Origin of the sequence: Jiangella sp. DSM 45060, assembly GCF_900105175.1 — a bacterium.
In the GTDB taxonomy this organism is placed as follows: domain Bacteria; phylum Actinomycetota; class Actinomycetes; order Jiangellales; family Jiangellaceae; genus Jiangella.
In genome coordinates this window covers 3,019,685-3,044,893 of the sequence record NZ_LT629771.1, presented here as the reverse complement: position 1 = coordinate 3,044,893, position 25,209 = coordinate 3,019,685, and the positions used below count along the sequence as shown (strand labels likewise).

Below are 25,209 nucleotides of genomic sequence, written 5' to 3'. Positions count from 1 at the left end.
GGGAGGACGTCATGACCAGTATGTTCGAGACGCGGAGCACGCGCGCCGACTCGTGGGCCGAGACCGGGGTGATGTTCGCCGCGACGATGATGGTCCTGCTGGGCGTGTTCCAGGCGCTGGAGGGGCTGACCGCGCTCATCGACGAGAATTTCTACGCCGACGTGCCGGCGTACGCGTACGACATCAGCGTGGGGGCGTGGGCCTGGATCCACCTGATCCTGGCGTTGCTGCTCATGCTCGCGGGGTTCGCACTGTTCGGCGGTAGCCGGGTCGCGGCCGGGGTGGCGATGGCGCTGGCCGCGCTGTCGGCGATCTCGAACTTCCTCTTCCTGCCGCACTACCCGGTCTGGTCGCTGATCGTCATCGCGCTGTGCGTGTTCTCGATCTGGGCCATCGTCCGCTCCGGCATCTTCGCCCGATGAGCACCGTCACCGAGGCCACGCCGGCCGAGGACCGCACCGAGTGGTACCGGCTGTCCGCGATCGACGCCTGCCGCCGCCTGGGCGTGGACCGCGGCGCCGGGCTGACGACGGCGGACGTCACCGCGCGGCGGGCGAAGCACGGCCCGAACCGGCTGGCCCAGGCGGCGAAGGAGCCGGGCTGGAAGGCGTTCCTGCGTCAGTACCGCGACCTCATGCAGCTGGTGCTGGTCGGCGCCGCGGCCGTGAGCATCGTCGCCCTGCAGGACGTCTCGACCGGGCTGGTGGTGCTGGCGCTCACGGTGATCAACGCGGTGATGGGGCTGCACCAGGAGGGCAAGGCCGCCGAGAGCGTCGCCGCGCTGAGCAAGATGCTGATCATGACGGCGCACGTGCGCCGCGACGGCCAGGTGAGCGAGGTGCCGGCCGAGGACCTGGTGCCGGGCGACGTCGTGAGCTTCGAGGCGGGCGACAAGGTGCCCGCCGACGGCCGCATCCTGGTGGCGGCGACGCTGGAGATCGAGGAGGCGGGGCTGACGGGGGAGAGCACCCCGGTGCTGAAGACGGTCGACCCCGTCGACGGCGTCGACGTGGCGCTGGGCGACCGCGTCGACATGGCGTACATGAACTCCCAGGTCACCCGCGGCCGCGGCGAGATGGTCGTCACCGCCACCGGCATGGCCACCGAGGTCGGGCACATCTCCGGCATGCTCAGCGGCGTCGAGCAGGAGAAGACGCCGCTCACCAAGCAGCTGGACCAGCTGACCGTCCTCATCACGATCATGGCGGCCGGCGCGCTGATCGCGATCGTCCTGCTCGGGCTGGCCCGCGGCGAGGACTTCGACTCGCTGTTCCTGGTCGGCATCAGCCTCGCCATCGCCGCGATCCCGACCGGGCTGCCGGCCGTCGTCACGATGCTGCTGTCGATGGGGACGCAGCAACTGGCGGACAAGGGCGCCATCGTGAAGCGGCTGCGGTCGGTCGAGACGCTCGGGTCGACGTCGGCGATCTGCTCGGACAAGACCGGCACGCTGACGCTGAACCAGATGACGGCGCGGGCGCTGGTCGTGGCGGGCCGCCGGTTCGACGTCGACGGCGAGGGGTACTCCACGCAGGGCCGGATCATGCGCGTCGCCGGGTCCGGCGACGGGTCGCTGGAGCCGTTCCTGCTGCCGATGGCACTGGCCAACGACGCGGTGATCCGCGACGGCGCGTGCATCGGCGACCCGACGGAGGGCGCGCTGGTGGTGCTGGCCGAGAAGGGCGGGCTGGACGTCGACGAGACCCGGCGCACGATCCCGCGGCTGGCCGAGGTGCCGTTCGACGCCGAGTACAAGCTGATGGCGACCTTCCACGAGCTGCACGAGGACGGCCGCCGGGTGGTCCGGTGCCTGGTGAAGGGCGCGCCGGACGTGCTGCTGGCGCGGTCGTCGCGGTACCTGGCCGCCGACGGGACGTCGCGGCCGCTGGCCGAGGGTGCGGACGGCACGGCCAAGGTGCTGGCCGAGAACGACCGGCTGGCCGGCGAGGGCATGCGCGTGCTGGCCGTGGCGCGGCGCGACCTGGAGCGGATCGACTTCGACGAGACGTCGGACCTGCTCGGCGTGGTGGCCGACCTGGAGTTCCTCGCGCTCGTCGGCATCGTCGACCCGCCGCGCAAGGAGGCCAGGGACGCGATCGCCGAGTGCCGCCGAGCCGGCATCCGCGTGCGCATGATCACCGGCGACCACGCGACGACGGCGGCGGCGATCGCCGGCCAGCTGGGCATCGAGGGCCGGGCGCTCACCGGCGCCGAGTTCGCCGCGCTCTCCGACGAGCAGCTGCATCGCGAGGTCGACGGCATCGGCGTCGTCGCCAGAGTCGCGCCGGAGGACAAGGTGCGGCTGGTCGCCGTGCTGAAGGACCAGGGCAACGTCGTCGCGATGACCGGCGACGGCGTCAACGACGCGCCGGCGCTCACCCGGGCCGACATCGGCGTCGCGATGGGCATCACCGGGACGGAGGTGACCAAGGACGCGGCGGAGATGATCCTCACCGACGACAACTTCGCGACGATCGTCGCCGCCGTCGAGGGCGGCCGCGGGCTCTACGACAACCTGATGAAGTACGTCCGCGTCCAGATGATCATGCTGGCCGGGTTCATCCTGACCTTCCTCGGCGCCGGCATCTTCACCATCGCGAACGGCACGCCGCTGCTGCCGCTGCAGATCCTGTGGATCAACTTCGCCATCGACGTGCTGCTGGCGGTCGGGCTCGGGTTCGACCAGCCGACGCCGGGGCTGATGGACCGCCGGCCGCGGCCACCGGACGAGCCGGTGATCCGCCCGGCGCTGGGCGTCCGGCTGGCGCTGGACGGCCTGCTGATCGCGATCGGCGCCCTCGTGGTCGTCGCGGTGGGGGAGAACCAGTACGACCTCGCGGTCGCGACGACCATGGGCCTGGTCGCGACGTCGCTGCTGCACATCGTGGCGGCGCTGGAGTGGCGCGACCCGCTGCGGACGATCTTCACCCGCGACACGCTCGCGAACGGCCGGTTCGTCCGGCTGATGCTCGTCGCCGGGGCGCTGACGTTCGTCGTCACCGCGATCGGGGCCCTGCAGCGGATCTTCGACACCGTCGAGCTGACCTCGGCGCAGTGGGGCATCTGCCTGCTGGCGCCGCTGGGCTACCTGGTGCTGGCGGAGATCGAGAAGCTCGTCGTGAAGAGGTGAGGACATGGACAGACGCAGCCGGATCGTCGACGGGTTACGCGTGCGGCCGGGCCTGCCGGCGGGCCTGGCCGGGCGAGACACCCGCTGGTCGGACGGCGGCGAGCTGGGGGCGCTGGCGGCGCCGGAGCTCGACGAGACCGCGCGGGAGCTGCTGAGGGAGGGCGTGGCCGCGCTGTCCGACGCGCAGGAGCTGCTCTGGGCCAGCGACCGGTACGCCCTGCTCGTCGTCTTCCAGGCGATGGACGCCGCCGGCAAGGACTCGGCGATCGAGCACGTCATGTCCGGCGTCAACCCGCAAGGCGTGGACGTCGTCGGCTTCCGCAAGCCGTCCGCGGAGGAGCTGGACCACACCTACCTCTGGCGCATCGCGAAGGCCGTGCCCGAGCGCGGCCGGATCGGCATCTTCAACCGGTCGCACTACGAGGAGGTCATCGCGCTGCGTGTGCACCCGGAGTGGCTGGACGCGCAGAAGCTGCCCGACGGCGACCGCGGGCCGGCCTTCTGGGCCGCGCGCTACGAGGACATCAACGCCTTCGAGCGGCACCTGGACCGCAACGGCACCCGAATCGTCAAGTTCTTCCTGCACGTCTCCAAGGACGAGCAGCACCGGCGGTTCATGGCCCGCCTGGACAACCCGGACAAGCAGTGGAAGTTCAACGCCGCCGACGTCGCCGAGCGGGCGCTGTGGGCGGACTACCAGGCCGCCTACGAGGCCGCGCTGTCCGTCACCTCGACGGCGTGGGCGCCCTGGTACGTGGTGCCGGCCGACCAGAAGAGCGTCACCCAGGCGCTGGTCGCGGCGGTGCTGCTCGAGACCATCCAGGGACTGGACCTGCGGTGGCCGGTGGTCTCCGCGGCGGCCCGGGAGTCGAACGCGCGGGCGCGCGAGGTGCTGGAGGCCGAGCCCGAGGCGCTGCCGTCGGGCAGCTGATCAGCCGCCCAGCGCGAGGTGGTGGGTGCGCAGCCCCAGCTCGTCGACGACGTGGACGAGGAGGGCGGCGGGCTCGGCGGACGGGGTCAGCGCGACGTCCGCGCGCAGGTCGAGGTGCGGCCGCCACGACAGCGCCGGCGCCGACACCATCGGCACGGCGCCGTCGAGCCGCGTCGCGATGTGCCGATGGTCGTGCCCGCACAGGACGGCCGCCACGGACGGGTGCCGGGCCACGACGGCGCGCAGCGCGGCGGCGTCGGTGAGCGGCCACTCGGTGTCGAGCTGGGCCAGCCCGGTGGGGAACGGCGGGTGGTGCAGCACGACCAGCGCCGGCCCGGTGGCCGCGGCCAGCACGCCGTCGAGCCAGGCCAGCTGGACCTCGCCGAGGGTGCCGGACGAGCTGTCCAGACCGACCAGCAGGACGCCGTCGGCGGTCTCGGTCCAGGCGGCCGGCGATCCGGCGGCGTCGGCGGGGGCGCCCAGCAGCTGCGGCAGCTCGGCGCGCAGCACGGCGGGGTCGTCGTGGTTGCCGGCCACCACAAGGCAGCGCACCCCGAGCGGCTCGAGCAGCGCGCCCAGCCGCCGGTACTCGACGGCGTCGCCGTGGTCGGTGAGGTCTCCGGTGAGCAGCAGCAGGCCGGGCGCGGGACGGACCGAGCCGAGCGCGGCGGGCAGCGCCGCGAACGCCGCGGCGAGCGCGGTGTCGTGCACGCTGCCGACGTGCGGGTCACTGGCGTGGGCGAGGATCATCGCCCGCGATCTTACGGTGGGATGGCCCCCGGCGGGAGCGGCGGCTCACCCGTCGTCGAGACGATGATGTCGGCGGCGATCTTGCGCAGCTTGACGTTGTCGCGCTGCGAGCGGCGCCGCAGCACCTCGAACGCCGTGCGGGCGTTGCAGCTGTGCCGGCTCATCAGCACCCCGAGCGCCTGGTCGATGACGTAGCGCGAGGTCAGCGCGACGCGCAGGTGCTCGGCGTGCGCCGCGTACTCGAACATCCGCAGCGCGATGTGCAGGGCGACGGCGTGCTGACCGGCCAGCTCCGCCGTCCGCGCCCGGGCCGCGGCGTCCAGCGCCTCCGCCCGCCGCGCGTAGACGGTGACGGCGCCCAGCGGCGCGAGATCGCCGGCGACCGGCACCGCGAACACCGTCGCCACGCCGTCGGCGGTCCCGCGCAGGGTCAGCTCCGGCCAGCGCACGTCGACCGGCAGGTACTCGACCCGCACCGGTTCGCCGGTCTGGACGGCCTGCAGCGTCGGCCCCTCCTGGGTGATGTACTGCGTCTCCTCCAGGGCCGCGGCGACGGCGTCGCTGCTGCCCGACGTCACCGGCACGCGTGGCCCGCGCCGCACCGTCACCGAGCAGGCCACCCCGCCGCCCAGTTCGTGCGCGATGCTGCCGGCCAGGCCGGTCAGGAAGTCATGCAAGGTGCCGCTGCTGGTGAGCAGGGCACAGGCCGTCTTGGGCCCCGTGGTCATGGCTTGGTCCGTGGTCATCGGCTCCGCCCCCGTCGCCTCATACCTGAAAATCGGCTGGTCCTGTTGTCGACGATGTCATCGACCAGCGGAAACGGCTTCGGCCTGACGGGACGAGAGGACCCCGCACGGACCGTCCTGGCAGGTCGAGAGGGGTGGGCGGACCAGTCTGCCCGGCGTGTCCCCGCCGAACCGACTGACATGTGACGCGTGACGGGGCAGACTGGGATGATGTCGCACAGCGGCAGCGCTCGGGGTGGGGCGCCGCGGCCGCCTGTCGTGGGACCACCGGCGGCGCGGCGTGGACCAGCGCGGCTGCGTGAGCTGCTGGCGCTGTCGTTGTTGATGGCCGACGGCCGCCCGGCGGCACAGATCGTCGAGCTGGCCCGCGGCGCCGTCCGGTCCTGGACCGCCTGCGAGGTGGTCGCCGTCCCGCGCAAGGCGGGCGAGGCGGCCGCCGCCGGGATCGGCGGCTTGCGCGCGGCCGGCGGGCGGGTCGCCGCCGAGGGCTACGGCTGGGCGTGGGCGTACGCCATGCACGCCGCGAACGGCCCGCAGGGCCACCTCGTCGTCGGCGGCGACCGGCCGCCGAGCACCGACGAGCGCTTCCTGCTCGCCAGCCTGGCCCGCTACACCGCCGTCGCGCTCGGCCAGGACGCGTTGCGCCGCCGGCTGCGCAGGACCACCGGCGACCTCCACCGGGCCGAGGCGCAGCTGCGCGAACAGGTGGCCGTCCAGGAGACGCTGGCTCGCGCCGCGGCCGAGCCCGCCGAGGACCGCATCCGCGCCATCGCCGAGGCGCTGCACGCGATCACCGGCCTGCCGGTGGTCATCGAGGACTCCTCCGGGCACCCCCGCGCGTGGTCCGGCCTGCTCGACGCGCCCGCGGCCGGGACCGGCGCGCCGGAGCTGCGCGGCCCGCTGCCGGTCCGCGACGGCGACCGCCTGGTCGCGGCGGCGCAGCCGCGGCACGAAGTGCTGGGCACGATCGCGCTGGTCGACCCGGGCCGCATGGCCGGCGAACGGGACCAGTTCGCGCTGACGCACGCCGCGCTGGTGCTCTCCGGCGAGCTGGCGCACGTCCAGGCGGTGGCCGAGGTGGAGGGGAAGCAGCGGCGCGACCTCGTCGAGGACCTGCTCGACGGCGTCGACGAGGCCAGCGCGACGGCCCGGGCCGAGTCGGTCGGGTACGACCTCGGCCCGCCGCACCGCGCCGTCGTCGTCGGCTCACCGGTGGCGCCGGCCGGCGACGCCCTGACGGCGGCCGTCGAGCACGCCGTCGCCGGGCTCGGGCTGCCCGGCCTGCTCGGACGCCGCGCCGACCACGTCGTGCTGCTGACACCGGACCCGCCGCGGGCCGCCGCCGCAGCGACCTGGGAGCGGCTGCACGCGGCGATCTCGCACCGCCTCGGCGCCGCCGAGGTGGCCGTCGGGGTGGGGCGGCCGGCAGACGGCCCGGCCGGTCTCGCGCAGTCGTGGCGCGACGCGCAGCGGGCCTACGCCGTGCGGGCCGGCGGCCGCCAGCGCGACGGCGTCACCGTCGACGACGAACTGGGCCTCTACCGCATCCTCGGCACCGGCGCCGGCAGTGGCGACCTCGAACGCTACGTCGACGAGTGGCTGGGCGCGTTGCTGCGCTACGACGCCGAGAACCACAGTGAGCTGACCCGGACGCTGCGCACCTACCTCGACCGCGGCGGCAACTACGACGAGACCGCGGCCGCGCTGATCATCCACCGCAGCACGCTGCGCTACCGGCTGCAGCGCATCCGCGACCTCACCGGCTTCGACCTCGGCGACCCCGACATCCGCCTCAACCTGCACGTCGCCGTCCGCGGCTGGTCCGTTCTCGGCGGCGACGAGTCCTAGATGAGTGAGTCCTATTGATCTTGTGGGTGTGTCGCTGCCGATAGACATGGGTGGAGGGCGTCGAGGATCAGTGTGTGAGCAATGATCTTGACGCCCTCCTGACCGCACTCTATGTCCATGTCGAGGATCGTGTCTTCCCGGCGTTGGGGTGGTCGCGTGATCACCGGCCCGGGCGGAAGCCAGGGCTGTCCGACGGCGAGCTGATCACGCTGGCGGTGGCGCAGCAGTTGCTCGGTGTGGCGAGCGAACGCCGCTGGATCCGGTTCGCGCGCGCCCGGTTGGGTGGGTTGTTCCCCTACCTGCCCGGCCAATCCGGATACGGCAAACGTCTTCGGTCGTTCGGAGGGCTGCATGCCGCGGTCATCACCGAACTCGCCCGGGACACGCCGTCGTGGCACGACGACCTGCGGCTGCTGGACTCCACCGTGCTGCCGTGCGCGGCGTCGCGGGAGACGGTGAAGCGTTCGGGCCTGGCCGGGCACGCCGGCTACGGCTACTGCGCCAGCGTTCTCCGGCCGCGACTTCCAGACCTTCGTCACCAGCCTGGGCGCGCACCTGATCCGTCCCGACCGCAGGGATGAGCCGACCAGACTGGGCAAGCTGGCCCGGGTCCGGCAGTGGATCGAAGCCGTCTTCGACTCGCTCAAAGGTCAACTCACCCTCGAAGCCCACGGCGCGCGCACCCTGCCCGGCCTCTACGTCCGCATCGCCGCACGGCTCCTCGCCCTCGCCACCGCGATCTGGCACAACTGGCACACCGGCGCGCTCACCAAACGATCCCTGATCGCCTACGACCACTAACGATCAATCGGACTCACTCATCTAGGCTCCGAGGCGGGCTCAGCCGGGGGTGATGCTCCAACGGCCGGTCTCGCGGTAGGCGGAGTCGTAGACGACCGAGCCGTCGCCGGGCACGAGGTCGTAGTGGTGCAGGTTGCCGCCCCAGTAGCGCAGGATGCGGCCCAGTTCCTTGGCGGTGTCGCCGATGTCGTCGAGGTCGACTTCCAGCACGAACTTCATGCTTCCATCGTCTCATTGAAGTGCTTCTCGAGGCTTTGCTGGAGAAGCGCCAGAACCAGGTGCAGAAACCCTCGATCGGCTAGGTCCACGTGGCGGTGGCGGGGTCGACGCCGTGGGCGGCGGCGTTGGCGTCGACGACGTCGCGCAGCCAGGCGGCCAGGCCGGGGCCGAACCGGTCGTAGTAGGCGACGAACTCGGGGTCGCCGGCCTGCTGGCGGACCAGGCACACGTGCATGGCGTGGGTGCAGTCGAAGTAGGCGCCGATGCTCGCCCGGTGCCGCTCCGCCAGCTCGCCGGCGGCCGCGCTGCCCGGGGCGACGCCCGCGCGCTGGGCGGCGGCGAGGTCCTCGTACAGGGCCGTGACGCCGTCGGCGAGCTCGCGCCAGTCGTCGCCGGTGCGGGCGGCGGAGCGTTCGGCGAACTGCCGCCACTGCGGGGTCTGGCCCCACCGGTCGCGGGCCAGCGCCACCCGTTCCGGTCGCCAGTCGACGCCGAACAGCTCGACCTGCTGCTCGGCGGAGAGCAGGATGCCGGCCTCGGTGGCCTCGATCAGCCGGTCGACGGCGCCGACCATGCCGCGCAGCCGGTCGATGCGGGCGAGCAGCTGCTCGCGCTGCTCCCGCAACGGCGCGGCGGGATCGGACGCCGGCCCGTCCAGGAGCGCGGCGATGCGCTCGAGCGGGAGGCCGAGCTCGCGATACATCAGCACACGATGGATGCGGGCGACGGCGGCCGCGGAGTACAGCCGGTAGCCGCGGCCCGTGCGGCCGGACGGCGAGACCAGCCCGACAGCGTCCCAGTGGTGCAGGGTGCGCACGGTGACGCCGGTCAGCGCCGCCGTGGCGGCGACGGTGAGGCCGTCGTCGTGGTCGGGGGCCGCGCCGGTCACGCCGTCCAGTCTGGCAGGCGGCGCCGTCACGCTGACGGATGCTCGATGCCGCCGGCCCTCAGGTACTCCGCCTCCGCCGACGAGGGGTCCCACGGCCGGGCCGCGGTCATGACGACGTGGGTGCGCTCCGACGTGACGACGTGCAGGTCCATCGTGTTCCATGGCGTCGGCGCCGGCTCACCCGCGCTCCCGGGCAGGACGGCCGCGCAGTCCCGCGCGATGCCGTCGAGCTGGCTCAGGACGCAGGAGAAGCTCACGGTGGCCGCCGGCACCTCCGCGGCCGGCGCGCCGGGCACCAGCAGGACGTCCTGGAACGCCCACCGGCGCAGGTGGGTGACCTGGCCGGGGACGGTGAAGAGGTCGACGAAGCCGAGCCCGCGGGTCCAGAAGTCCACCGAGGCCGCCAGGTCGGCCGTGGGGACGGTGACGAACATCGGCATGCCGTAGATGCCCCGGAAGACCGCCGGCGCGACGGCGTCGGCGGCCGGTTCCGGGACCGGGCTGATCTCGAAGGCGTTGAAGTGGTCGGTCATGCCCCCGATGCTGGGGCCTGACGCGACGTGAGGGTCAAGCCGTCGGCGCGTACAGCTCGAGCTGGGTCAGCCAGAGCCGGTCCGGGAAGTCCGCCGAACCGCCGCCGGCCGGCTGCGTCAGCCGGACGTGGGTCGCGCGGCGGGCGGGGGCGTCGTGCACCGAGTACGGCGTCTCGGCGCCGTCGGTGACGTCGATCCAGGGCTCCCAGGCGCCGTCGTCGCCGTCGCGGGTCTCCAGCCGGTAGACCGCGCTGCTGTGGTAGCGCAGCCGGTACTCCGGCCAGTGCAGGACGGCCCGCCCGAGCAGGCGCGGCCCGGCCAGCGCGACCTCGACGGTGTGCGGGTAGGCCAGGTCGGCCGACGCCCAGCCGGTGCGCCGGTTGCCGTCGGTGAGGACGGGCGTGAGGTCGGTCCACGGCTGCGCGACGACGACCGGGCCCATGAGGTGCGGCTGCAGCCGGTTGTCCGAGCCGCGGTGCCACAGGATCGGCGTCGCGGTCTCGTCGACGGGGTGCGCCATGGTGACCGGGCCGTCGGTGTCGCTGAGGAAGTCGTTACGCATGAGCACGGTGACGTGCCGGTAGTACGCGGGCAGCTTCGTGGCGAAGAACTCGTCCTCGTCGGGCAGCCGCTCGCCGTAGGCGTTGAACGACAGCGAGTGCGGACCGCGCCGGGGCTCGATCTTGGCCAGCTCGTCGTCGGCGAACGCCCGGTGGATCTCCCACGCCGACAGCGCCTGGCCGTCGCGCTCGTAGTGGACGTCGAAGTCGGTGTCCATCATCGCCCAGCCGCCCTGCTCGGACGAGAAGATCTCGGCCACGACGTGCTCGTCGACCGGCGGGTCGGCGATCGCCTCGTCGCCGACGCGGTAGCTGTCGGAGATGCCGCGGTGCAGGTTGATCATCCGGGCCGGGATGCCCAGCGCGAGGCAGCACTGCACCAGCGCCACCGAGTAGTGGACGCAGATGAAGTGCTCGACGCCACGGGAGCCGCGGTCCAGGATCAGCAGAGCGTTCCACTCCGGCATCCGGTACGGGATGTGGTGCGGGAACAGCGACTTGATCCAGTCGCGCAGCCGCACCGCCTTCTCGACCGACGTGCCCTCGCCGGCGACCTCGGCCAGCGGGAACCGGCGGCGCAGCTCGGCCAGCGTCGGGTGGTCCGGATCCTCCGACGCGAACGGGACGGCCCCGTCCGGTGCGGGCGCCGTGACGTCGTAGTAGACGGCGTCCGCGGACAGCGGGTTGACGGTGCCGAGGCAGCTCTCGACCCGCACCGTCACACCGGCCTCACGCGCCAGGTTCACCCGCGGGTACGACGGCAGCACGGACAGCTCGTCCTCGCGGTCCATGCGGGTGAGGATCTCGGTGCGCCACTCGGCGAGCCGTTCCTCCAGCGTGCGGTAGTCGGGGTGCTCCTGCACGGCGTCCTCCATCGGGCGGTGTCCGGTCCGGTCGAGGCTACGGAACGCGGGCGCCGCGGCGACAGGCCCAGACTTGTCCTGTCAGGCGGCGAACTCGCGCAGGGCCGCGGCGACGGCGCCGGTGGCGGCGTCGAGGTAGCGGCGGCCGTCGTCAGCGGTGGCGGCCGAGGGGTCGTCGGAGTACCCGTCGCCCGCCGCCATCGCGTCCGGCCGCTCCACGTGGTAGCGGCCCCAGTAGCCGGCCGGGTTGCGCGCGAACGGGGCGCCCGGCCGGTGCGGCGGGGCGTCGACGAGGTCAGGGCGCAGCGCCAGCACCAGCGACGTCTCGAACGCGCCGGCGTGGCCGGGCAGCCGGCCGCGGTCCTGCGCGCCGGCCGCGACCAGCTCGTCCCACGCCATGACCCAGTACGACCCGGCGCCGACGACCACCCGCAGCTCCTGACCGGCCTCGCGGGCGGCGACGACGATCAGCTCGGCGTTGCCGCCGTGCCCGTTGAGCAGGAAGATCCGGCCGAACCCGGCCGCGGCCAGACCGGCGCAGGCGTCGCGCAGCTGGGCCAGCAGCGTGCCCACCCCGGTGGTCAGCGTCGCGCCGATCGGCACGTGGTGCGGCGAGTACCCGACCGCGACGCCCGGCGCGACGAGGACGTCCACCACCCCGGTCAGCCGGTCCGCGGCCGCGGCGGCCAGGTGCTCGGCCACCATGAGGTCGGTGCCCAGCGGCAGGTGCGGCCCGTGCTGCTCGCACGCCCCGACCGGCACGACGGCGACGGCGTCCGGCGCCCGCCGCGCGACCGCGGCGCGGGTCAGCTCGGCCAGCAGCGCCGTCATGACGGCCTGGCGTGCAGCGTGTGGTCGCCGGAGCGCAGCACGTGGCTGCGCATCAGCGCCTCGGCGCGGTCCGGGTCGCCGTCGAGGATCGCGTCGCCGACGTCGATGTGCTCGGCGTTGCCGCGTTGCAGCTCGTCGGGGTCGGACAGCGCCCGCTCGCGCACGGCCGCGTCGACGCCGAGCAGCGTGCCGAGGAACTGGACGATGACGCGGTTGCCGGAGAGGTCGCGGATCGCGTCATGGAAGCTGGCGTTGATCTCGATGATCTCCGGCACCGGGCGCAGGATCGGGTCCTTCATCAGCTCCAGCGGCTCGGTCAGGGCGGCGACGCCGGGCAGGCCGCCGTCGGCCACCCGGGCCGCGCACAGCCGGGCGCCGAGCCCTTCCAGCCACGCCCGCACGGTGATGACCTGCTCGAACGAGGTCAGCGCGTTCTCGCCGACGACGATGCCGCGCCGCGGCATGGTGCGTACGAACCCCTCGTTCTCGAGCCGGCGCAGCGCCTCCTTCACCGGCGTGGTGCTGATGCCCAGCTCCTGCGCCGTGACCCGCTCGGTGATGCGGTCACCGGGCTCGAGGTCGCCATTGATCAGCTTGGTCAGCAGCACTTTGTACACCTGGTCGCGGATCAGCGGCGCTTCCTGGATCGTCGGCCGGTCCTCGGTCACCATGTCACCACCGTCCCCTCGCGCAGCGACTCCGTCACGGCCGCCCCGATGCGCAGCGACGCGAGCCCGGCCGCCGTCGACGTCTCCGGCTCGGCCCGGGTGCGCACGCACTCGACGAAATGGGCCAGCTGCCGGTCGAAGCACTCGTCGTTCCACGGCCGCTCGAACCGCACCTCCTCGGTGCGCAGCGTGCCGTCCTCGCGGGTGGTCAGCGTGGCCACCTGCTCGGGCCGGTCGATCAGCGCGACGCCGCGCGGCCCGAGGATGCGGAACTCGCCCTTCGGCGAGGTGGGGAAGAACCAGCCCACCTCCATGCGGGCGACGTCGCCGTTGTCGTAATCGACCAGCGTGGACGCGAAGTTCTCGCCCCGGAACGAGGCACGCGACCGCAGCCCGGCGGCGCGCACCCGCACCGGCGACGCGCCGGTCAGGTAGGCGACGTAGTCGGCCAAGTGCGCGCCCTCGTGCAGGTACGACGGCCCGTGCTCGAGGAACTCCTGGATGCGCCCGGTGTGCACGGTGTCGGCGGCGTCGTAGCGCTCGTCGAAGCCGCCCAGCGTGTACACGACCGGCGACCCGATGAGGCCGTCGTCGAGCCACCGCCGCGCGGCCCGGACCAGCGGCGAGAACCGGTTCTTGAAGCCGATCTGGACGATCCGCCCGGCCGCCCGCGCGGCGTCGTGGACCCGCTGCGCCGACGCGAGGTCGACGGCCATCGGCTTCTCGCACAGCACGTCCAGCCCGGCGTCGACGGCGGCCAGCGTCAGGCCGGGCGCGACGTGCGGCGGGACGGCGATGACGGCGGCCTTCGCGCCCGCCGCGACGGCCGGGCCGAAGTCGGCCCAGCCGGGGACGCCGTAGGCCGCGGCGGCGGCGTCGCGGTGCTCGGGGACGACGTCGACGACGCCGGTCAGCGTGACGGCGGGGGAGCGGTGCAGCGCCGGCAGGTGCCCCGTCGTCGCGATGTCGCCGCAGCCCACCTGGACCACCGGCAGGGATTCTTCGCTCACGTCAGCCCCAGGAGTCGTTCGGCGTTGCGGTGTGCCAGCGCGGCGGCGTCGTCGTCCGGCAGCTCCGCCAGGATGGCACGATGTACGGAGAGCCGGTGCCGTGGCAGGTCCGGGTCGCCGAAACCGCTGTCGGTGCCCAGCGTCAGCTTCGCCGCCGGCACCCGCCGGGCGATCTCGCGGAACACCGCCAGCGGCGCCGTCCCGCACATCGTGATGTGCACGTTCGGGTACCGCAGCGCCGCGGCGACGGCGTCCTCCCACAGGTCGAACAGGCCGCCGTGCGCCAGCACCACCGTCAGCTCCGGGAACCGGGCGGCCAGCCGGGCGATCTGCAGCGGCGACGCGTACGGGGGCGTGCCGTCGTGGACGACGAACGGCAGGCCGCGCTCGATCGCCGCCTCCGCCACCGGGTCCATGTACGCCTCCAGCGGCGAGAACCCCTGCATCCACGGGTGCAGCTTGATGGCGTGGAAGCCGCGGTCGGCGCAGCGGCGCAGCTCGTCGGCGGCGTCCGGCCGGCGCGGGTCGACGGTGCCCAGCGGCAGCAGCCGCCCGTCCGACCCGGCGCAGGCCCGCGCCACCACGTCGTTGCCGGCCACCGCGTCGTAGCCGAGCCCGTCCAGCGTCATGACGGCGGCCCGGGTGATGCCCAGGCGGTCCATGGCGGCCAGCACGTCCGGCTGCCGCCACGACGCCCACTCCGGCGCGGCCGCCGACGGCAGGTGGGTGTGCAGATCGACGAAGTTCACGCGGCCACCCCCAGCAGCGTCGCGGCGGTGCCGCCGAGCACCGCGGCGCGGTCGGCGTCGGCCAGCCCGGCCCGGCCGACCCGCTCCAGCTCCAGCGCGAGGTCGTTGAACGGCGCGTCGCTGCTGAACAGCACCCGGCCGGCGCCGAGAGCGGCGACCAGCCCGGCGATCAGCGACGCGCCGTTGTACGCCGTCTCGGCCACCAGGTTCGGCGCGGTGGTCAGCGCGGGCAGCAGGTCGAGGGAGAAGTCGGTGCGCCCGGACCGGCCCATGACGAACGTGACGCCGGGACGGCGCAGCGCCAGCTCGGCCAGTTGCAGCGGCTCGCTCGCCACCGGCACCCCGGTGACGACGTAGACCGGCCGGCCGTGCTCCTCGGCGACGTCGAGCACCGGCTCCAGCAGCGGCGACAGCAGCCCGAACCCCTGCACCGACGGCGCCAGCTTCAGCCCGCGCGCCCCGGCGGCGAACGCCCGGCGCAGCTCGGCCACCGCGCGCCCGCCGTACCAGGGGTTGACGGTGGCCCAGTGCGCCAGCCGGTCCGGGTGCGCGTCGCACCAGGCCGCCAGTGTGCGGTTGCCGTCCTCGTTGTCGACGGCGAGCCAGCGCCCGACCGGGCCGAGCACGGCCCGGTCGGCGCCGCCGTCAAGCGCCCGCAACAGGTCGTCGACGCCTAGCGTCGGCAGGCTGGGGTGCTCGCCGGCGGCGACGTGGGCGTCCGTCGTCACGCGACGGGCTCCGGGCGGCGGTAGCCGCAGCGGTCCAGGTGCTCGGCCAGCGCGGCGCGGTCCTCCGGGCGCAGCGGCAGCAGCGGCAGCCGCACCGCCGGCCCGCCCCGCCCGAGCAGGTGCATGGCCTCCTTGATGACGGTGATGTGGTAGCCCGGGCGGGCCGCGCGCAGGGCCGCGATCGGGGCGATCCGCTCGCGCAGCAGCGTCGCGTGCCGCTCGGCGTCGCCGGCCAGGGCCGCCGACCACACGTCCAGCGCGACATCCGGGTCGAGGTTGACCATGCCGGAGGTCATCGCGACCGCGCCCATGCGGGCGTAGTCGACGGCGGGCAGCTCGGCCATGCCGTTGATCCACACGTACCGGTCGCCGAGGGTGCGGACGCAGCGGGCGAACAGCTCCTGGTCGCCGGCCTCGTCCTTCACCGCGACCGCGGCCTCGACCTCGGCCAGCCGTTCGAGGTCGGCGTCGTCGTAGACCGCGCCGGTGGTGCTGAACACGATCAAGCCCAGGCCGGACGCGGCGCCGATCTCGCGGTAGTGGCGGACCATGCCGTCGCGGTCCGGCGTGACGAAGTACAGCGGGTTGACCATGAGCCCGTCGGCGCCGGCGTCGGCCGCGACGCGGGCCAGCCGGGAGGCGATGGCGGTGGCGTGCCCGACGCCGGCCAGCACCGGGACCCGGCCGCCGGCGGCGTCGACGCTCTCGCGCACCAGCGCCGCGTACTCGGGCTCGTCCAGCGCGTAGAACTCGCCGACGCCGCCGCCGACCACGACCGCCCCGACGCCGCTGCCGGCGAGGAAGGCCACGTGACTGCGCTGGCTGTCGAGGTCGAGGGCGCCGTCGTCGTGCATCGACGTCGGGGCGAAGGCGAGGACGCCGCGCAGCGAGGTGCGCAAGGTCTGCAGATCCACGGTTGGCCTTTCCACGAAGGGACGGCTCTGGTATATCAGACATCAGCGGCTACTGAACAGCCCGTTCCGCGTCGGTCAAGGGGTGGCCGGCAGCGGGCCGAGCCGATCACTGGAGGAGCCATGCGACACCACTCGACCGTCCTCGGCCAGGCGATCACCGTGCCCGACCAGGCCGGTGACGAGGGCCACGTGCTCGTGGTCCTGGCCGACGTCGACGACTTCGAGGTGAGCCGCCTGTCCCGCGGCGACGAGTGGGCGGAGGGCATGCTCGCGGCCGCCGCTGCCGCCGTCGAGCGTTGCGCCGCCGGCTACGCGCCGGAGCGCCACGGCGCCGTCGTCGCCGTGCCGCCGGACGCCTGGATGGTGACCTTCCACGGCGCCGACCCGACCGAGCTGCGCGCCACGGGGCGGCGGTTCGCCGCGCTGGTGCGCGACCGCGTCCAGGCCGCCTGCGGGGTGGCCGTGACGGTCGGCATCAGCCGGCCGCACACCGGGTCGGCGCGGGTCGAGGCGGCGACCGCGGAGGCGGTGTCGGCGCTGGACCACAAGCTGGTCAGCGGCGGCGACGCCGTCTACGACCTCGCCGAGGTGCGGGCCGCCCACGCCGGTGGCGCCGCCCCGGTGCCGGTGCCGGACCGCGTCGAGGAGCGGCTGGCCCGCTGCATCCGTCGCGGCGACGCGACCGGCGCGGTGGCGACGCTGCGGTCCTGGATCGAGCGGGTCAGCGCCGTCGACGGCGTCACTCCCGACGTGCTGCGCGAGTGGCTGGCCGCCGAGGTGCTGTACGCGCTGGAGGTGGCCGGTCAGCGGCGGCTGTCGGACGGCTCGACCGACTGGATCGCGGCCTGTTCGCGGCTGCCGCTCAACGAGGTGGTCGAGATGTACGACATCCACGACCGCTCCTACCTGGTGCTGTGGCTGGAGCAGCTGCTGCCGCGGATCGTCGCGTCGCACACGGCGCCGTCGCCGGCCCGGCACGTCCTGGCCGTCGTCGAGCGGTACATCCAGGACCACTATGCCGACGACCTGCGGCTGGTCACCGTCAGCGAGGCGGTGTTCGTCAGCCCGTACTACATCAGCCACCTGTTCCAGCGCGAGCTCGGCACCACGTTCCTCAAGTACCTGACGGCGGTGCGCATGCGGCACGGGCGGCGGCTGCTGGCCGAGACCGACCTGCCGGTCGAGCTGGTCGCCGAGCAGGTCGGCTACCAGGCGCCGAAGCGGTTCCGCGAGCTGTTCAAGCGGACCTTCCACGTGACGCCGAGCGAGTACCGCCGCCAGGTCGCGACGCCCGTGCTGCGGGCGGTCGGCTGATGGGGATCGTCGACGTCCACACGCACGTGATGTGGTACCCGGACCACATCAGCGACCGCACCGCCGGCGAGGCGCTGGCGGCGAAGCTGGTCAAGCTCGAGCGCAGCGGCGGCCTCACCAACGCCGCCCACCTCGACCTGCACTGTTACGACTCCACGCCGGACGAGCACTGGGCGGCGGCGCAGCAGGCCGAGCGCGTCGTCGTGTTCGGGATGGCGGCCAAGCCGACCGGGTTCGACGTGCCCAACGACGTCATCGCCGGCTACGTCCGCGAGCATCCGGACCGGCTCGAGGGCTGGGCGTCGGTGAACCCAGGCTCGCCCGGGGCGGTGGACGAGCTGGTCCGCTGCGTCGAGGACCTCGGACTGCGCGGCCTCAAGGTCGGGCCGACGTGCCAGCACTGGGATCCGCGCGACACCTCGCTGTGGGGCGTGTTCGAGTACTGCGCGCGGCACGACCTGCCGGTGATCGTCCACCAGGGCACCACGTTCCCGACGACGGCCCGGCTGGAGTTCGCCCAGCCGCTGCTGCTGGAACGGCTGGTCATGCGGTTCCCGTCGCTGCGGGTGATCATCGCCCACCTCGGCCACCCCTGGGAGGAGGACGTCGTCGCGCTGATGCGGAAGGCCCCCAACGTGTGGGCCGACATCTCCGCGCTGCACTACCGGCCGTACCGGTTCTGGCACGCGATGACGACGGCGTTCGAGTACGGCGTGACGGGCAAGCTGCTGTTCGCGTCGGACTTCCCGAGTGCGACGGTGGACCAGACGCTGGAGGGGCTGCGCCGGGTCAACGACGTGGTCGCCGGGACGCCGCTGCCGACGCTGCCGGTGGACGTGCAGGACCAGATCGTGCACGAGAACTGGAAGCGGTTCTTCCGCGCCGGGTGACGCGGCCGCCGGCCGGGTCCCTCGCGTAGCGCCTTTGCAATGAGCACCTCTACGCATCGATACGTAGAGGTGCTCATTGCAAAGGCCGGCCGAGGGCCCCGCCGACCGGGCAAGTCTCCGGTCCGCCGGGCAACTATGCGGCTGTCGCCGCGCCTGCCGTCCGCCTAGGTTCACGGCAAGCGTCCTGGCTTCACCCGAATCGTCCCCCGGCCGTCAGGAGCACTCATGCCCGTCCTGCGTACACGATTCCCACGACGTCTCGCCGCGCTGGCCGCGGTCGCCGCGACCGCGCTGCTGGCGCCCGCGGCGGCCGCGCCCGCGGCGGCCGCGCCCGCGACCCCGGCCGCGCCGGCGGCCCCGGCCGCACCCGCGGCCGCGCCCGGCGTGGTCGAGAACCTCGGCATCCCCATCTCCACCTACCTCGTCCTCGACACCGTCCTCGCCGACGACGTCAACGGCGACCCGACCCTCTACGGCAGCACGTACAACGCGCCCAGCGACGGCGTGACGTTCTTCGGCGTCGACCCCGAGACCGGCGCCGTCCGCACCGAGCTGCCGATGCCCGGCGCGTGGGGCGGCTACCACGTCGCCGCCGCACCGGACGGGCACGTCTACCTCGGCCCGCTGAACTCGTCCAGCGCGTCGCAGATTTGGGAGTACGACCCGGTCACCGACACGATCGACCTGGTGGCGACGATGCCGACCGGCATCATGTGCTTCGGCATCACGGTGTCGCCGTACACCGGCAAGGTCTACTGCGGCGTGCACTCCGGCGCCGGCGTCTACGAGTACGACCCCGTCACGGACGCTGTCCGCCTCGTCGTCTCCACCCGCACGTACCCCAAGGGGCTCGCGGTGCTGGACGCGAACCGGCTGGTGGTCGCCCAGGGCACCGAGGCCAGCGTGCTGGTCGTCGACATCGCGACCGGCGCGGCCACCGAGGTGCTGCCGGCGGCGTACCAGCACTACTCGTTCGCCTACAACGCCGTGCGCATCGGCGACTGGGTGTACGTGCAGCTGGTGACGCCGGACTCGCGCATCGTCCGGTTCGACGCGGCGACGATGACGTTCGACGCCGAGGTGCCGGGCATCACCGGCATGGGCTTCGCCCCGCAGGGTGGCGCCGACCCGAACGACTTCTACGCGACCGGCGCCGGCGGCATCGTCGCCGTCGACGGTGACACGCTCGCCACCACTCCCACCGGGACGGCGCCGACGTTCGTGTCCGCGGCGCGGATATGGCCGGTGACGATCGGCGGCCAGCAGTGGTTCACCAGCGTCGGCAGCAACGGCATGCTCGGCCGGTGGAACCCGGCGACCGGCGAGGTGTGGACGCACCAGCTGACGCTGCCGGGCAACCCGACGAACATCACCGCGCTGGTGTCCGGCCCGGACGGGTCGGTCTACGGCGGCACGTACGAGACGAACGCGCTGTTCGGCTACGACCCGGACACCGGCGACACCACCGTGTACGGCAACGTCGCGCCCGGACGTACCGGCGAGATCCTGTCGATGGTGACCGCCGGTGACAAGATCTTCATCGGCTCGTACATCAACAACGTGGTCACCGTCTTCGACCCGTCCCAGCCGTGGAACCCCGGCACGTCAGCGACGTCGAACCCGCGCGATCTCGGCCCGGTCGGCGAGAGCCAGTACCGGCCGTGGGACATGGAGGTCGGGCCGGACGGCCGCGTCTGGGTCGCGTCGTCGGGAGCGTACGGCGCGCTGCGCGGCGCGCTGACCGCGATCGACCCGGTGACGTACGAGGTCGAGTCGTTCCGCGGCCTGGCCGGCGACCAGCACTTCTTCGCCGTGGCGGCCGGTGACGACGTCCTCTACGCCGGCACCACCCGCTACGGCGACGACACCGACGCCGGTGGTTCCGCGCAGGTGCTGACGGTCGACCCGGACGACGGGACGGTCCTCGCCTCAGTTGTGCCGGTGCCTGGCGCCACGCGCATCCTCACGCTGGAGACCGCCGCCGACGGCACGCTGTACGGGTCGGCGGACGGGACCTGGTTCCGGATGGACCCGTCGACCGGCGTCGTGACGGTGCTGGGCGCGTTCCCGGGCGGCACGCTGCTCGGCCTGATCGACGGTCCCGGCGGCGACCTGTACGGCCACACCGGCGGTGCGATCGTGCGCATCCCGGCCGGCACCGACACCGTCGAGACGGTGGCGACGCCGGGCAGCGGCTACTACCGGACGCTCGCGTTCGACGGGTCGGACCGCGCGTACTGGGGCAGCGGCGGCGTGTTGCTGCGCACGCTGCCCGACATCGCGCCGGCGCCGAGCTCCACCACGGCGTCGACGGGGCTGCGGCCGGCGTCGCCCGGCGGCCCGGCCGTGGTGACCGTCGAGGTCGGCAGCCCGCCCGGCTCGCCGCAGGGGACGGTGACGCTGCACCTGGCGGGTCCCGACGGGTCGCCGGGCGCGGCCGTCGCGGCGGGGGAGCTGCGCGACGGCGCCGCCACCGTCACCGTCCGGGCGTCCGACGTGGGCGGGCCGGGCCGGCACACGCTGGTCGCGGTGTACGGCGGCGACCTCGCGCACCAGCCGAGCACGTCGGCGTCGGTGCGGGTCATCGTCGGGCCGATCCGGCTGGGCGGTGAGTGACGTGAGGAGGCTGCTGTCCGCGGCGCTCGCCGCGCTCGCCGTCGTCGCCACCGCGCTGGCCGGCCCGATCGCGCCCGCCGCGGCGTCGTCCACGACCGTCTCGACGATCTCGTCCACCATCGGTGCCACCAACGTGACCCCGATGCACAGCCCGCAACTGCCGAAGATCGTCCGCGACTCCAACGGCTGGTATTACACCACGACGCTGGACGGCTCGGGCACGTCGTACCCGTGGATCGCGCGGATCTGGAAGTCGCCCGACGGCGTCAACTGGACGGTCGCGGTGACGCTGAACCAGTGGGTGTACCAGCCGCCGTCGCTGCTGCTGGACTCCGGCAACCGGCTCTGGCTGACCGTGCCGTGCTACACCGGCGGGCCGTGCTACCCGGGCGTCGCGGCGGCCAGTGGCGCGTCGATGGAGCGGGTGTACCTGGTGCGGCTGCAGTTCTCGTCGCGGCTCGGTGACGGCTCGTTCGACTTCGGCGCGTGGAGCGACCAGTCGGTGCGCTCGGCCGGCGCGGAGCGGTACTACGGCGGCATGGCCATCGACAACGACCGCCGCTACATCTACCACGCCTACAGCAAGGCCGACTGGAGCCTGAACGTCAGCAGGTTCGACACCTGGACGAACACCGAGACGACGACGCTGGTGGCCAACCCCGGGGTGAACGAGGCGTACCTCTATCCACGGGTCCGGCCGGGCACGTCCAGCGGCGAGGTGTGGCTGCTGTTCAACCAGACCGTGCTCAACACCGGCAGCAGCGCCACGATCCACGGGGTGCAGCTGTGGCGGTCGACCGACGGCGGCGCCTCGTTCCCGTCCGGGCAGCGCTACATGGTCTCGTCCAGCCCGTCACCGGACGGGGTGAACAACTGGACCGACGCCGTCGACCTCGTCGTCGACTCGTCGAACCAGCCACACGTCCTCTTCTACAAGATGATCTCCGGGGCGTCGCACCTCTACTACTGGAAGGGCAACGCCGGCTCGGTGACGCTGCCCGGCTCGCCGGTCGATCTCGGCACCTACGAGAACCACGCCCAGCTGGCCGTCGCCGCGAGCGGTGAGCGGTTCGTGCTCGGCACGCCGGCGGCCGGCTCGTCGTCGCTGCACGTGCTGCGCTCGACCACCGGCACCAGCTGGACGACGGAGACGTTCCCCGTCAGCGGGGCGGCGCAGGTGTACTCGCCGAACCTGGAGCGCAAGGAGACCGGCTCGTGGGTCCCGGACGCCGGCACCGGCGTGCGGATGCTGCTGTCGGCCCGCCCGGCCGGATCGTCGGCCTTCTCCCGGCTCGACTTCCTCATCTACACACCGACGTAGCCGCTGCTCACGACAACGCCGCCGCCACCTTCACGAGGGCGGCGGCGATGTCGTCGACGTCGGCGTCGGTGTAGTTCTCGTTCCAGGGCAGCACCACGAGGGTGTCGTCGATCAGCCGCTCGGTGACCGGGCAGAGCCCGCGCCGGTAGGTCCAGTCGCGCCGGGCCGGCGGGCTGGTCAGCGGGAACGCGGAGGTCCCGTACGTGCGCCGCTCGGCCAGCGCCGGGTACAGGTAGACCGGCGACCGCAGCCAGCCCGCGTGCGCGGGTACGCCCTCCGCCGTCAGCGCGTCCGCCCAGCGCCGGTTGCCGCCGTCGACCACGAGCGGCAGCACCCACCACGCGTGCAGGTCGGCGCGCTCGGGCAGGTGCACGCCGGGCACGTCGCGAACGGCGGCGAGCAGCCGGGCCGCCAGGCGGCGCCGCCGCTCCACCACACCGGGCAGCCGGCGCAACTGGACGGCGGCGACCGCGGCGGTGAGGTTGGTCATCCGGTAGTTCAGCGCCAGGAACTGGTGGAACCGGCCCTGGTCGCGCGGCCACGCCTTGTCGGCGAACAGCCGCATCCGCTCGGCCAGCGCGGCGTCGCCGGTGAGGCAGAGCCCGCCGTCGCCCGCGGTCACGTGTTTGTACTGCTGCAGGCTGAAGCAGCCGGCGGCGCCGTACGTCCCGACCGGCGGGGCGTCCGGGGCGGGCCGGGCGAGGTAGGCCTGCGCGCAGTCCTCGATCAGCGCGACGCCGGCGCGGTCGGCCAGGGCACGCAGTTCGGCGACCTGCGCGGCCGCCCCGAACAGGTGCACGACCAGGATGGCGCGGGTGCGCGGCGACAGGCAGGCCTCGACCGACGCCGGGTCGAGGTTGCCGGTCAGCGGGTCGACGTCGGCGAAGACGGGCACGGCGTTCTGGGCGAGGATCGCGGCGATGGTGCCGAAGTCGGTCAGGGGAGTCGTGACGATCTCGTCGCCCGGCTCCGGATCGATGCCCGCGACCGCCAGGTGCAGCGCCGCCGTCCCGGACGAGCTGGCGACGGCGTGCCCGCCACCGTGCAGCCGTGCCATCGTCGCCTCCAGGTCGGGCAGCCACGGCCCGCCGGCGGAGGAGTTGAGCACGGCGCCGTCCAGCACCTCGAGCACGGCGGCGCGCTCCTCGGCGCCGAACGTCCGGCCGGCCGGGTCGAGGACGGTGGGGAACGGGCGCGTGCGCACCGGCGTCCCGCCGTCGACGGCGAGCCGGCTCATGCCGCGACCAGCCGCAGGCTGTGGCCGTCGAGGTGCACCTGGGTGAAGGCGCGGCCGTAGCGCTGCACCCGCTCGTGCCGCTCGGCGCCGGCCGGGACGAGGTGCGGCGGGAGCAGCAGCGCGACGCCCTCGACGTCGCCCTCGACGGTGACGGTGAGGCCGGTCAGGTGGACCCGCAGCGCGCGCCGTCGCTCCGACCAGTCGGCCAGCGCGACGCTGGTGTAGAACCTGACCCCGGCGGCGCGCAGCCGGGCGACCGTCGCGGCGAAGGACGCGCGGACCTCGGCGTGGTGCTGCAGGTGCTGGCCGTGGAACAGCAGGTGCACCACGCCGTGCCGGCGCAGCGCCTCGTCCACGAACCCGTCCCGCACCTCGTCCGTGCAGGTGAGCCAGAGGTCCTGGGTCTGCAGCGGGAGGTCGAGCACGTCGATCGGCCGGTTGCCGTGCGCGGCGCCGGTGATCGGGTGGTGCGGGTGGCAGGTGCCGAACGGGAAGCCGACGGCGCCCTGGACGCTCGGCCCGTGGCTCTGGTCGACCCGCAGGCCCAGCCGCTCGCACCACAGGTAGAACTCGTCCCACCCCTCCCAGCGGGTGAAGTGGTTCTTGTTCGTGACGATCGCCGCGCCGCGCACCTGGTACGTCGCCCAGGCCAGCTGGTCGCGCAGCCGGTCGAAGCCCCACGTGCAGTCCGGGGTGTCGAGCATCGCGTTGTAGTGCAGCCCCGGCTCGTGCCCGGCCGCCACCACCTCGTCGTACACGGCCTGCGAGTAGCCGCCCGGGTACAGGAAGCACCAGGTCACCGGCACGTCCGCCGCGGCGAACGCGTCCAGCGCGGCGCGGGCGGACGGGTCGTCGTTGGCGTCGGAGTCGTGGCTGACGTGCGCGGCGGCGGGCGCGCCGTCCGGCCACGGCGCGACCAGAGGGAGCACCTCGCCGCTGTCGAGGAGCAGGCCGAGGAGGACCTCGCGCCAGCGGTCGGCCTGCGCGGTGGCGAAGTACGGCAGGCTGCGCGCCGGCGGGTGGACGTGCTCGTAGGGGGCGTCCGGGTCGGGGACGGCGCGGTCCTCGGTCCACGAGAGCGCGATGCCGTCGTCGGTCTTCAGCCAGCCGTCGTCGACCGGCGCCGAGCCGTCCGCGGGCGCGACGCCGTCGGCGTGCACCGGGTGGCCCTGGGCGATCCGCACCAGCGTGTGCCACAGGTCCGGCCCGACGACGGCGATGGTGCCGCGTCCGTGCGGCACCGTGACGATCGCCGGGCGGCCGTCGGCCCAGCGGGCGACCACCTCGCCGGTCTCGCCGAGGGCCCAGCCGCCGAAGGCGCGCAGCCGCTGCCCACCGACCTCGGCGAGGGCGTTGTCGGGCGCCGGGAACGCCGCAATGCCGGTCCAGCCCGCGTCGTGTCCGCAGACCACCAGCCCGCCGCCGTCCGCCGTCCACGCCAGCAGGGCGGCCGCGGCATCGCCGGGATGGTCGACGACGAGGACGGGCGCGGTCGTGGCCGGCAGTGGTCCGTCGGCGACGTCGTGGACGGTGGCCGGGACGCCGAGTACGGCCAGCGCCTCCACGGCGGCCGGCGCCGACCACACGTCGCGGCCGTCGCGCCGGGCCGCCTCGGCCGCCTTCCGGTCGGTGATGATGCGGATCATTGCGGCCACGATAGG

Annotated in this window: 22 protein-coding genes and 1 pseudogene; 9 read left to right on the top strand and 14 right to left on the bottom strand. The window is 73.7% G+C overall.

Features of this window, described 5'->3' with window-relative positions; genetic code table 11:
* Nucleotides 1-11: 11 nt before the first annotated feature.
* From BLU82_RS13715 to BLU82_RS13705, 3 genes are read left to right on the top strand one after another with little or no spacing between them, the layout of a single operon-like run.
* Nucleotides 12-422 (top strand): hypothetical protein, encoded by a 411-nt coding sequence (locus tag BLU82_RS13715; RefSeq protein ID WP_157740916.1) that lies wholly within the window; start codon nt 12-14, stop codon nt 420-422.
* The gene (locus BLU82_RS13710; protein ID WP_092621154.1) at nt 419-3,130 is read left to right on the top strand and encodes a cation-transporting P-type ATPase; all 2,712 of its coding nucleotides are present in this window, start codon (nt 419-421) and stop codon (nt 3,128-3,130) included. Before BLU82_RS13715 ends, BLU82_RS13710 begins: the two co-directional genes overlap by 4 nt.
* A gap of 4 nt (nt 3,131-3,134) precedes the next feature.
* A complete protein-coding gene (locus tag BLU82_RS13705) occupies nt 3,135-4,061 on the top strand; it encodes a PPK2 family polyphosphate kinase (RefSeq protein ID WP_092621151.1) in 927 nt (308 codons plus the stop codon).
* Here the strand turns inward: BLU82_RS13705 and BLU82_RS13700 are convergent, their stop codons facing one another.
* Nucleotides 4,062-4,811, bottom strand: a complete 750-nt coding sequence (locus BLU82_RS13700; RefSeq protein WP_092621148.1) for a metallophosphoesterase — start codon at nt 4,809-4,811, stop codon at nt 4,062-4,064.
* A gap of 11 nt (nt 4,812-4,822) precedes the next feature.
* Entirely contained in the window at nt 4,823-5,539 is a 717-nt protein-coding gene (locus tag BLU82_RS13695) for a GAF and ANTAR domain-containing protein (RefSeq protein ID WP_172885601.1), read from the bottom strand.
* 207 nt (nt 5,540-5,746) lie between these two features.
* Here BLU82_RS13695 and BLU82_RS13690 point away from each other — a divergent pair, with 207 nt between their 5' ends.
* Nucleotides 5,747-7,405 carry a CdaR family transcriptional regulator gene (locus tag BLU82_RS13690; RefSeq protein ID WP_157740914.1) on the top strand — a complete coding sequence of 553 codons (1,659 nt, stop codon included), beginning with the start codon at nt 5,747-5,749 and terminating at the stop codon, nt 7,403-7,405.
* Between the two features lie 74 nt (nt 7,406-7,479).
* Nucleotides 7,480-8,206, top strand: a pseudogene (locus BLU82_RS13685) (IS982 family transposase).
* 39 nt (nt 8,207-8,245) lie between these two features.
* Here the strand turns inward: BLU82_RS13685 and BLU82_RS13680 are convergent.
* The 10 genes from BLU82_RS13680 to BLU82_RS13635 form a co-directional block, all read right to left on the bottom strand.
* On the bottom strand, nt 8,246-8,425 hold the full coding sequence (locus tag BLU82_RS13680) for a hypothetical protein (protein ID WP_092621139.1): 180 nt from the start codon (nt 8,423-8,425) through the stop codon (nt 8,246-8,248).
* Nucleotides 8,426-8,504: 79 nt separating this feature from the next.
* A complete protein-coding gene (locus BLU82_RS13675; RefSeq protein WP_197682930.1) occupies nt 8,505-9,314 on the bottom strand; it encodes a MerR family transcriptional regulator in 810 nt (269 codons plus the stop codon).
* Between the two features lie 26 nt (nt 9,315-9,340).
* Nucleotides 9,341-9,847 carry a hypothetical protein gene (locus BLU82_RS13670; RefSeq protein ID WP_197682929.1) on the bottom strand — a complete coding sequence of 169 codons (507 nt, stop codon included), beginning with the start codon at nt 9,845-9,847 and terminating at the stop codon, nt 9,341-9,343.
* A gap of 34 nt (nt 9,848-9,881) precedes the next feature.
* Complete coding sequence (locus tag BLU82_RS13665; protein WP_157740912.1) at nt 9,882-11,270, bottom strand: transglutaminase domain-containing protein; 1,389 nt, start codon at nt 11,268-11,270, stop codon at nt 9,882-9,884.
* Nucleotides 11,271-11,351: 81 nt separating this feature from the next.
* On the bottom strand, nt 11,352-12,101 hold the full coding sequence (locus BLU82_RS13660) for a creatininase family protein (protein ID WP_092621130.1): 750 nt from the start codon (nt 12,099-12,101) through the stop codon (nt 11,352-11,354).
* Entirely contained in the window at nt 12,098-12,772 is a 675-nt protein-coding gene (locus BLU82_RS13655; protein WP_092621126.1) for a GntR family transcriptional regulator, read from the bottom strand. Before BLU82_RS13655 ends, BLU82_RS13660 begins: the two co-directional genes overlap by 4 nt.
* On the bottom strand, nt 12,766-13,779 hold the full coding sequence (locus BLU82_RS13650) for a Gfo/Idh/MocA family protein (protein ID WP_092621123.1): 1,014 nt from the start codon (nt 13,777-13,779) through the stop codon (nt 12,766-12,768). The genes BLU82_RS13655 and BLU82_RS13650 overlap by 7 nt, the downstream gene beginning before the upstream one ends.
* Nucleotides 13,776-14,528, bottom strand: coding sequence for an amidohydrolase family protein (locus BLU82_RS13645; RefSeq protein ID WP_092621120.1), 753 nt, complete (start codon nt 14,526-14,528; stop codon nt 13,776-13,778). The genes BLU82_RS13650 and BLU82_RS13645 overlap by 4 nt, the downstream gene beginning before the upstream one ends.
* Entirely contained in the window at nt 14,525-15,256 is a 732-nt protein-coding gene (locus BLU82_RS13640) for an amidohydrolase family protein (protein WP_157740910.1), read from the bottom strand. Before BLU82_RS13640 ends, BLU82_RS13645 begins: the two co-directional genes overlap by 4 nt.
* Complete coding sequence (locus BLU82_RS13635; RefSeq protein ID WP_092621114.1) at nt 15,253-16,170, bottom strand: dihydrodipicolinate synthase family protein; 918 nt, start codon at nt 16,168-16,170, stop codon at nt 15,253-15,255. Before BLU82_RS13635 ends, BLU82_RS13640 begins: the two co-directional genes overlap by 4 nt.
* 120 nt (nt 16,171-16,290) lie before the next feature.
* Between BLU82_RS13635 and BLU82_RS13630 the strand changes: the two genes are divergently transcribed.
* From BLU82_RS13630 to BLU82_RS13615, 4 genes are all read left to right on the top strand, one after another.
* Nucleotides 16,291-17,484 (top strand): AraC family transcriptional regulator, encoded by a 1,194-nt coding sequence (locus BLU82_RS13630; protein ID WP_092621111.1) that lies wholly within the window; start codon nt 16,291-16,293, stop codon nt 17,482-17,484.
* Nucleotides 17,484-18,374, top strand: a complete 891-nt coding sequence (locus BLU82_RS13625; RefSeq protein WP_092621108.1) for an amidohydrolase family protein — start codon at nt 17,484-17,486, stop codon at nt 18,372-18,374. The genes BLU82_RS13630 and BLU82_RS13625 overlap by 1 nt, the downstream gene beginning before the upstream one ends.
* A 225-nt stretch (nt 18,375-18,599) precedes the next feature.
* A complete protein-coding gene (locus BLU82_RS13620) occupies nt 18,600-20,990 on the top strand; it encodes an Ig-like domain repeat protein (RefSeq protein WP_157740908.1) in 2,391 nt (796 codons plus the stop codon).
* Between the two features lies 1 nt (nt 20,991).
* The gene (locus BLU82_RS13615; protein ID WP_092621102.1) at nt 20,992-22,311 is read left to right on the top strand and encodes a hypothetical protein; all 1,320 of its coding nucleotides are present in this window, start codon (nt 20,992-20,994) and stop codon (nt 22,309-22,311) included.
* Nucleotides 22,312-22,318: 7 nt separating this feature from the next.
* Here the strand turns inward: BLU82_RS13615 and BLU82_RS13610 are convergent, their stop codons facing one another.
* Both BLU82_RS13610 and BLU82_RS13605 read right to left on the bottom strand, forming a co-directional pair.
* Nucleotides 22,319-23,548 carry a DegT/DnrJ/EryC1/StrS aminotransferase family protein gene (locus BLU82_RS13610; RefSeq protein ID WP_092621099.1) on the bottom strand — a complete coding sequence of 410 codons (1,230 nt, stop codon included), beginning with the start codon at nt 23,546-23,548 and terminating at the stop codon, nt 22,319-22,321.
* A complete protein-coding gene (locus tag BLU82_RS13605) occupies nt 23,545-25,194 on the bottom strand; it encodes a hypothetical protein (protein WP_092621096.1) in 1,650 nt (549 codons plus the stop codon). The genes BLU82_RS13610 and BLU82_RS13605 overlap by 4 nt, the downstream gene beginning before the upstream one ends.
* Nucleotides 25,195-25,209: the final 15 nt, after the last annotated feature.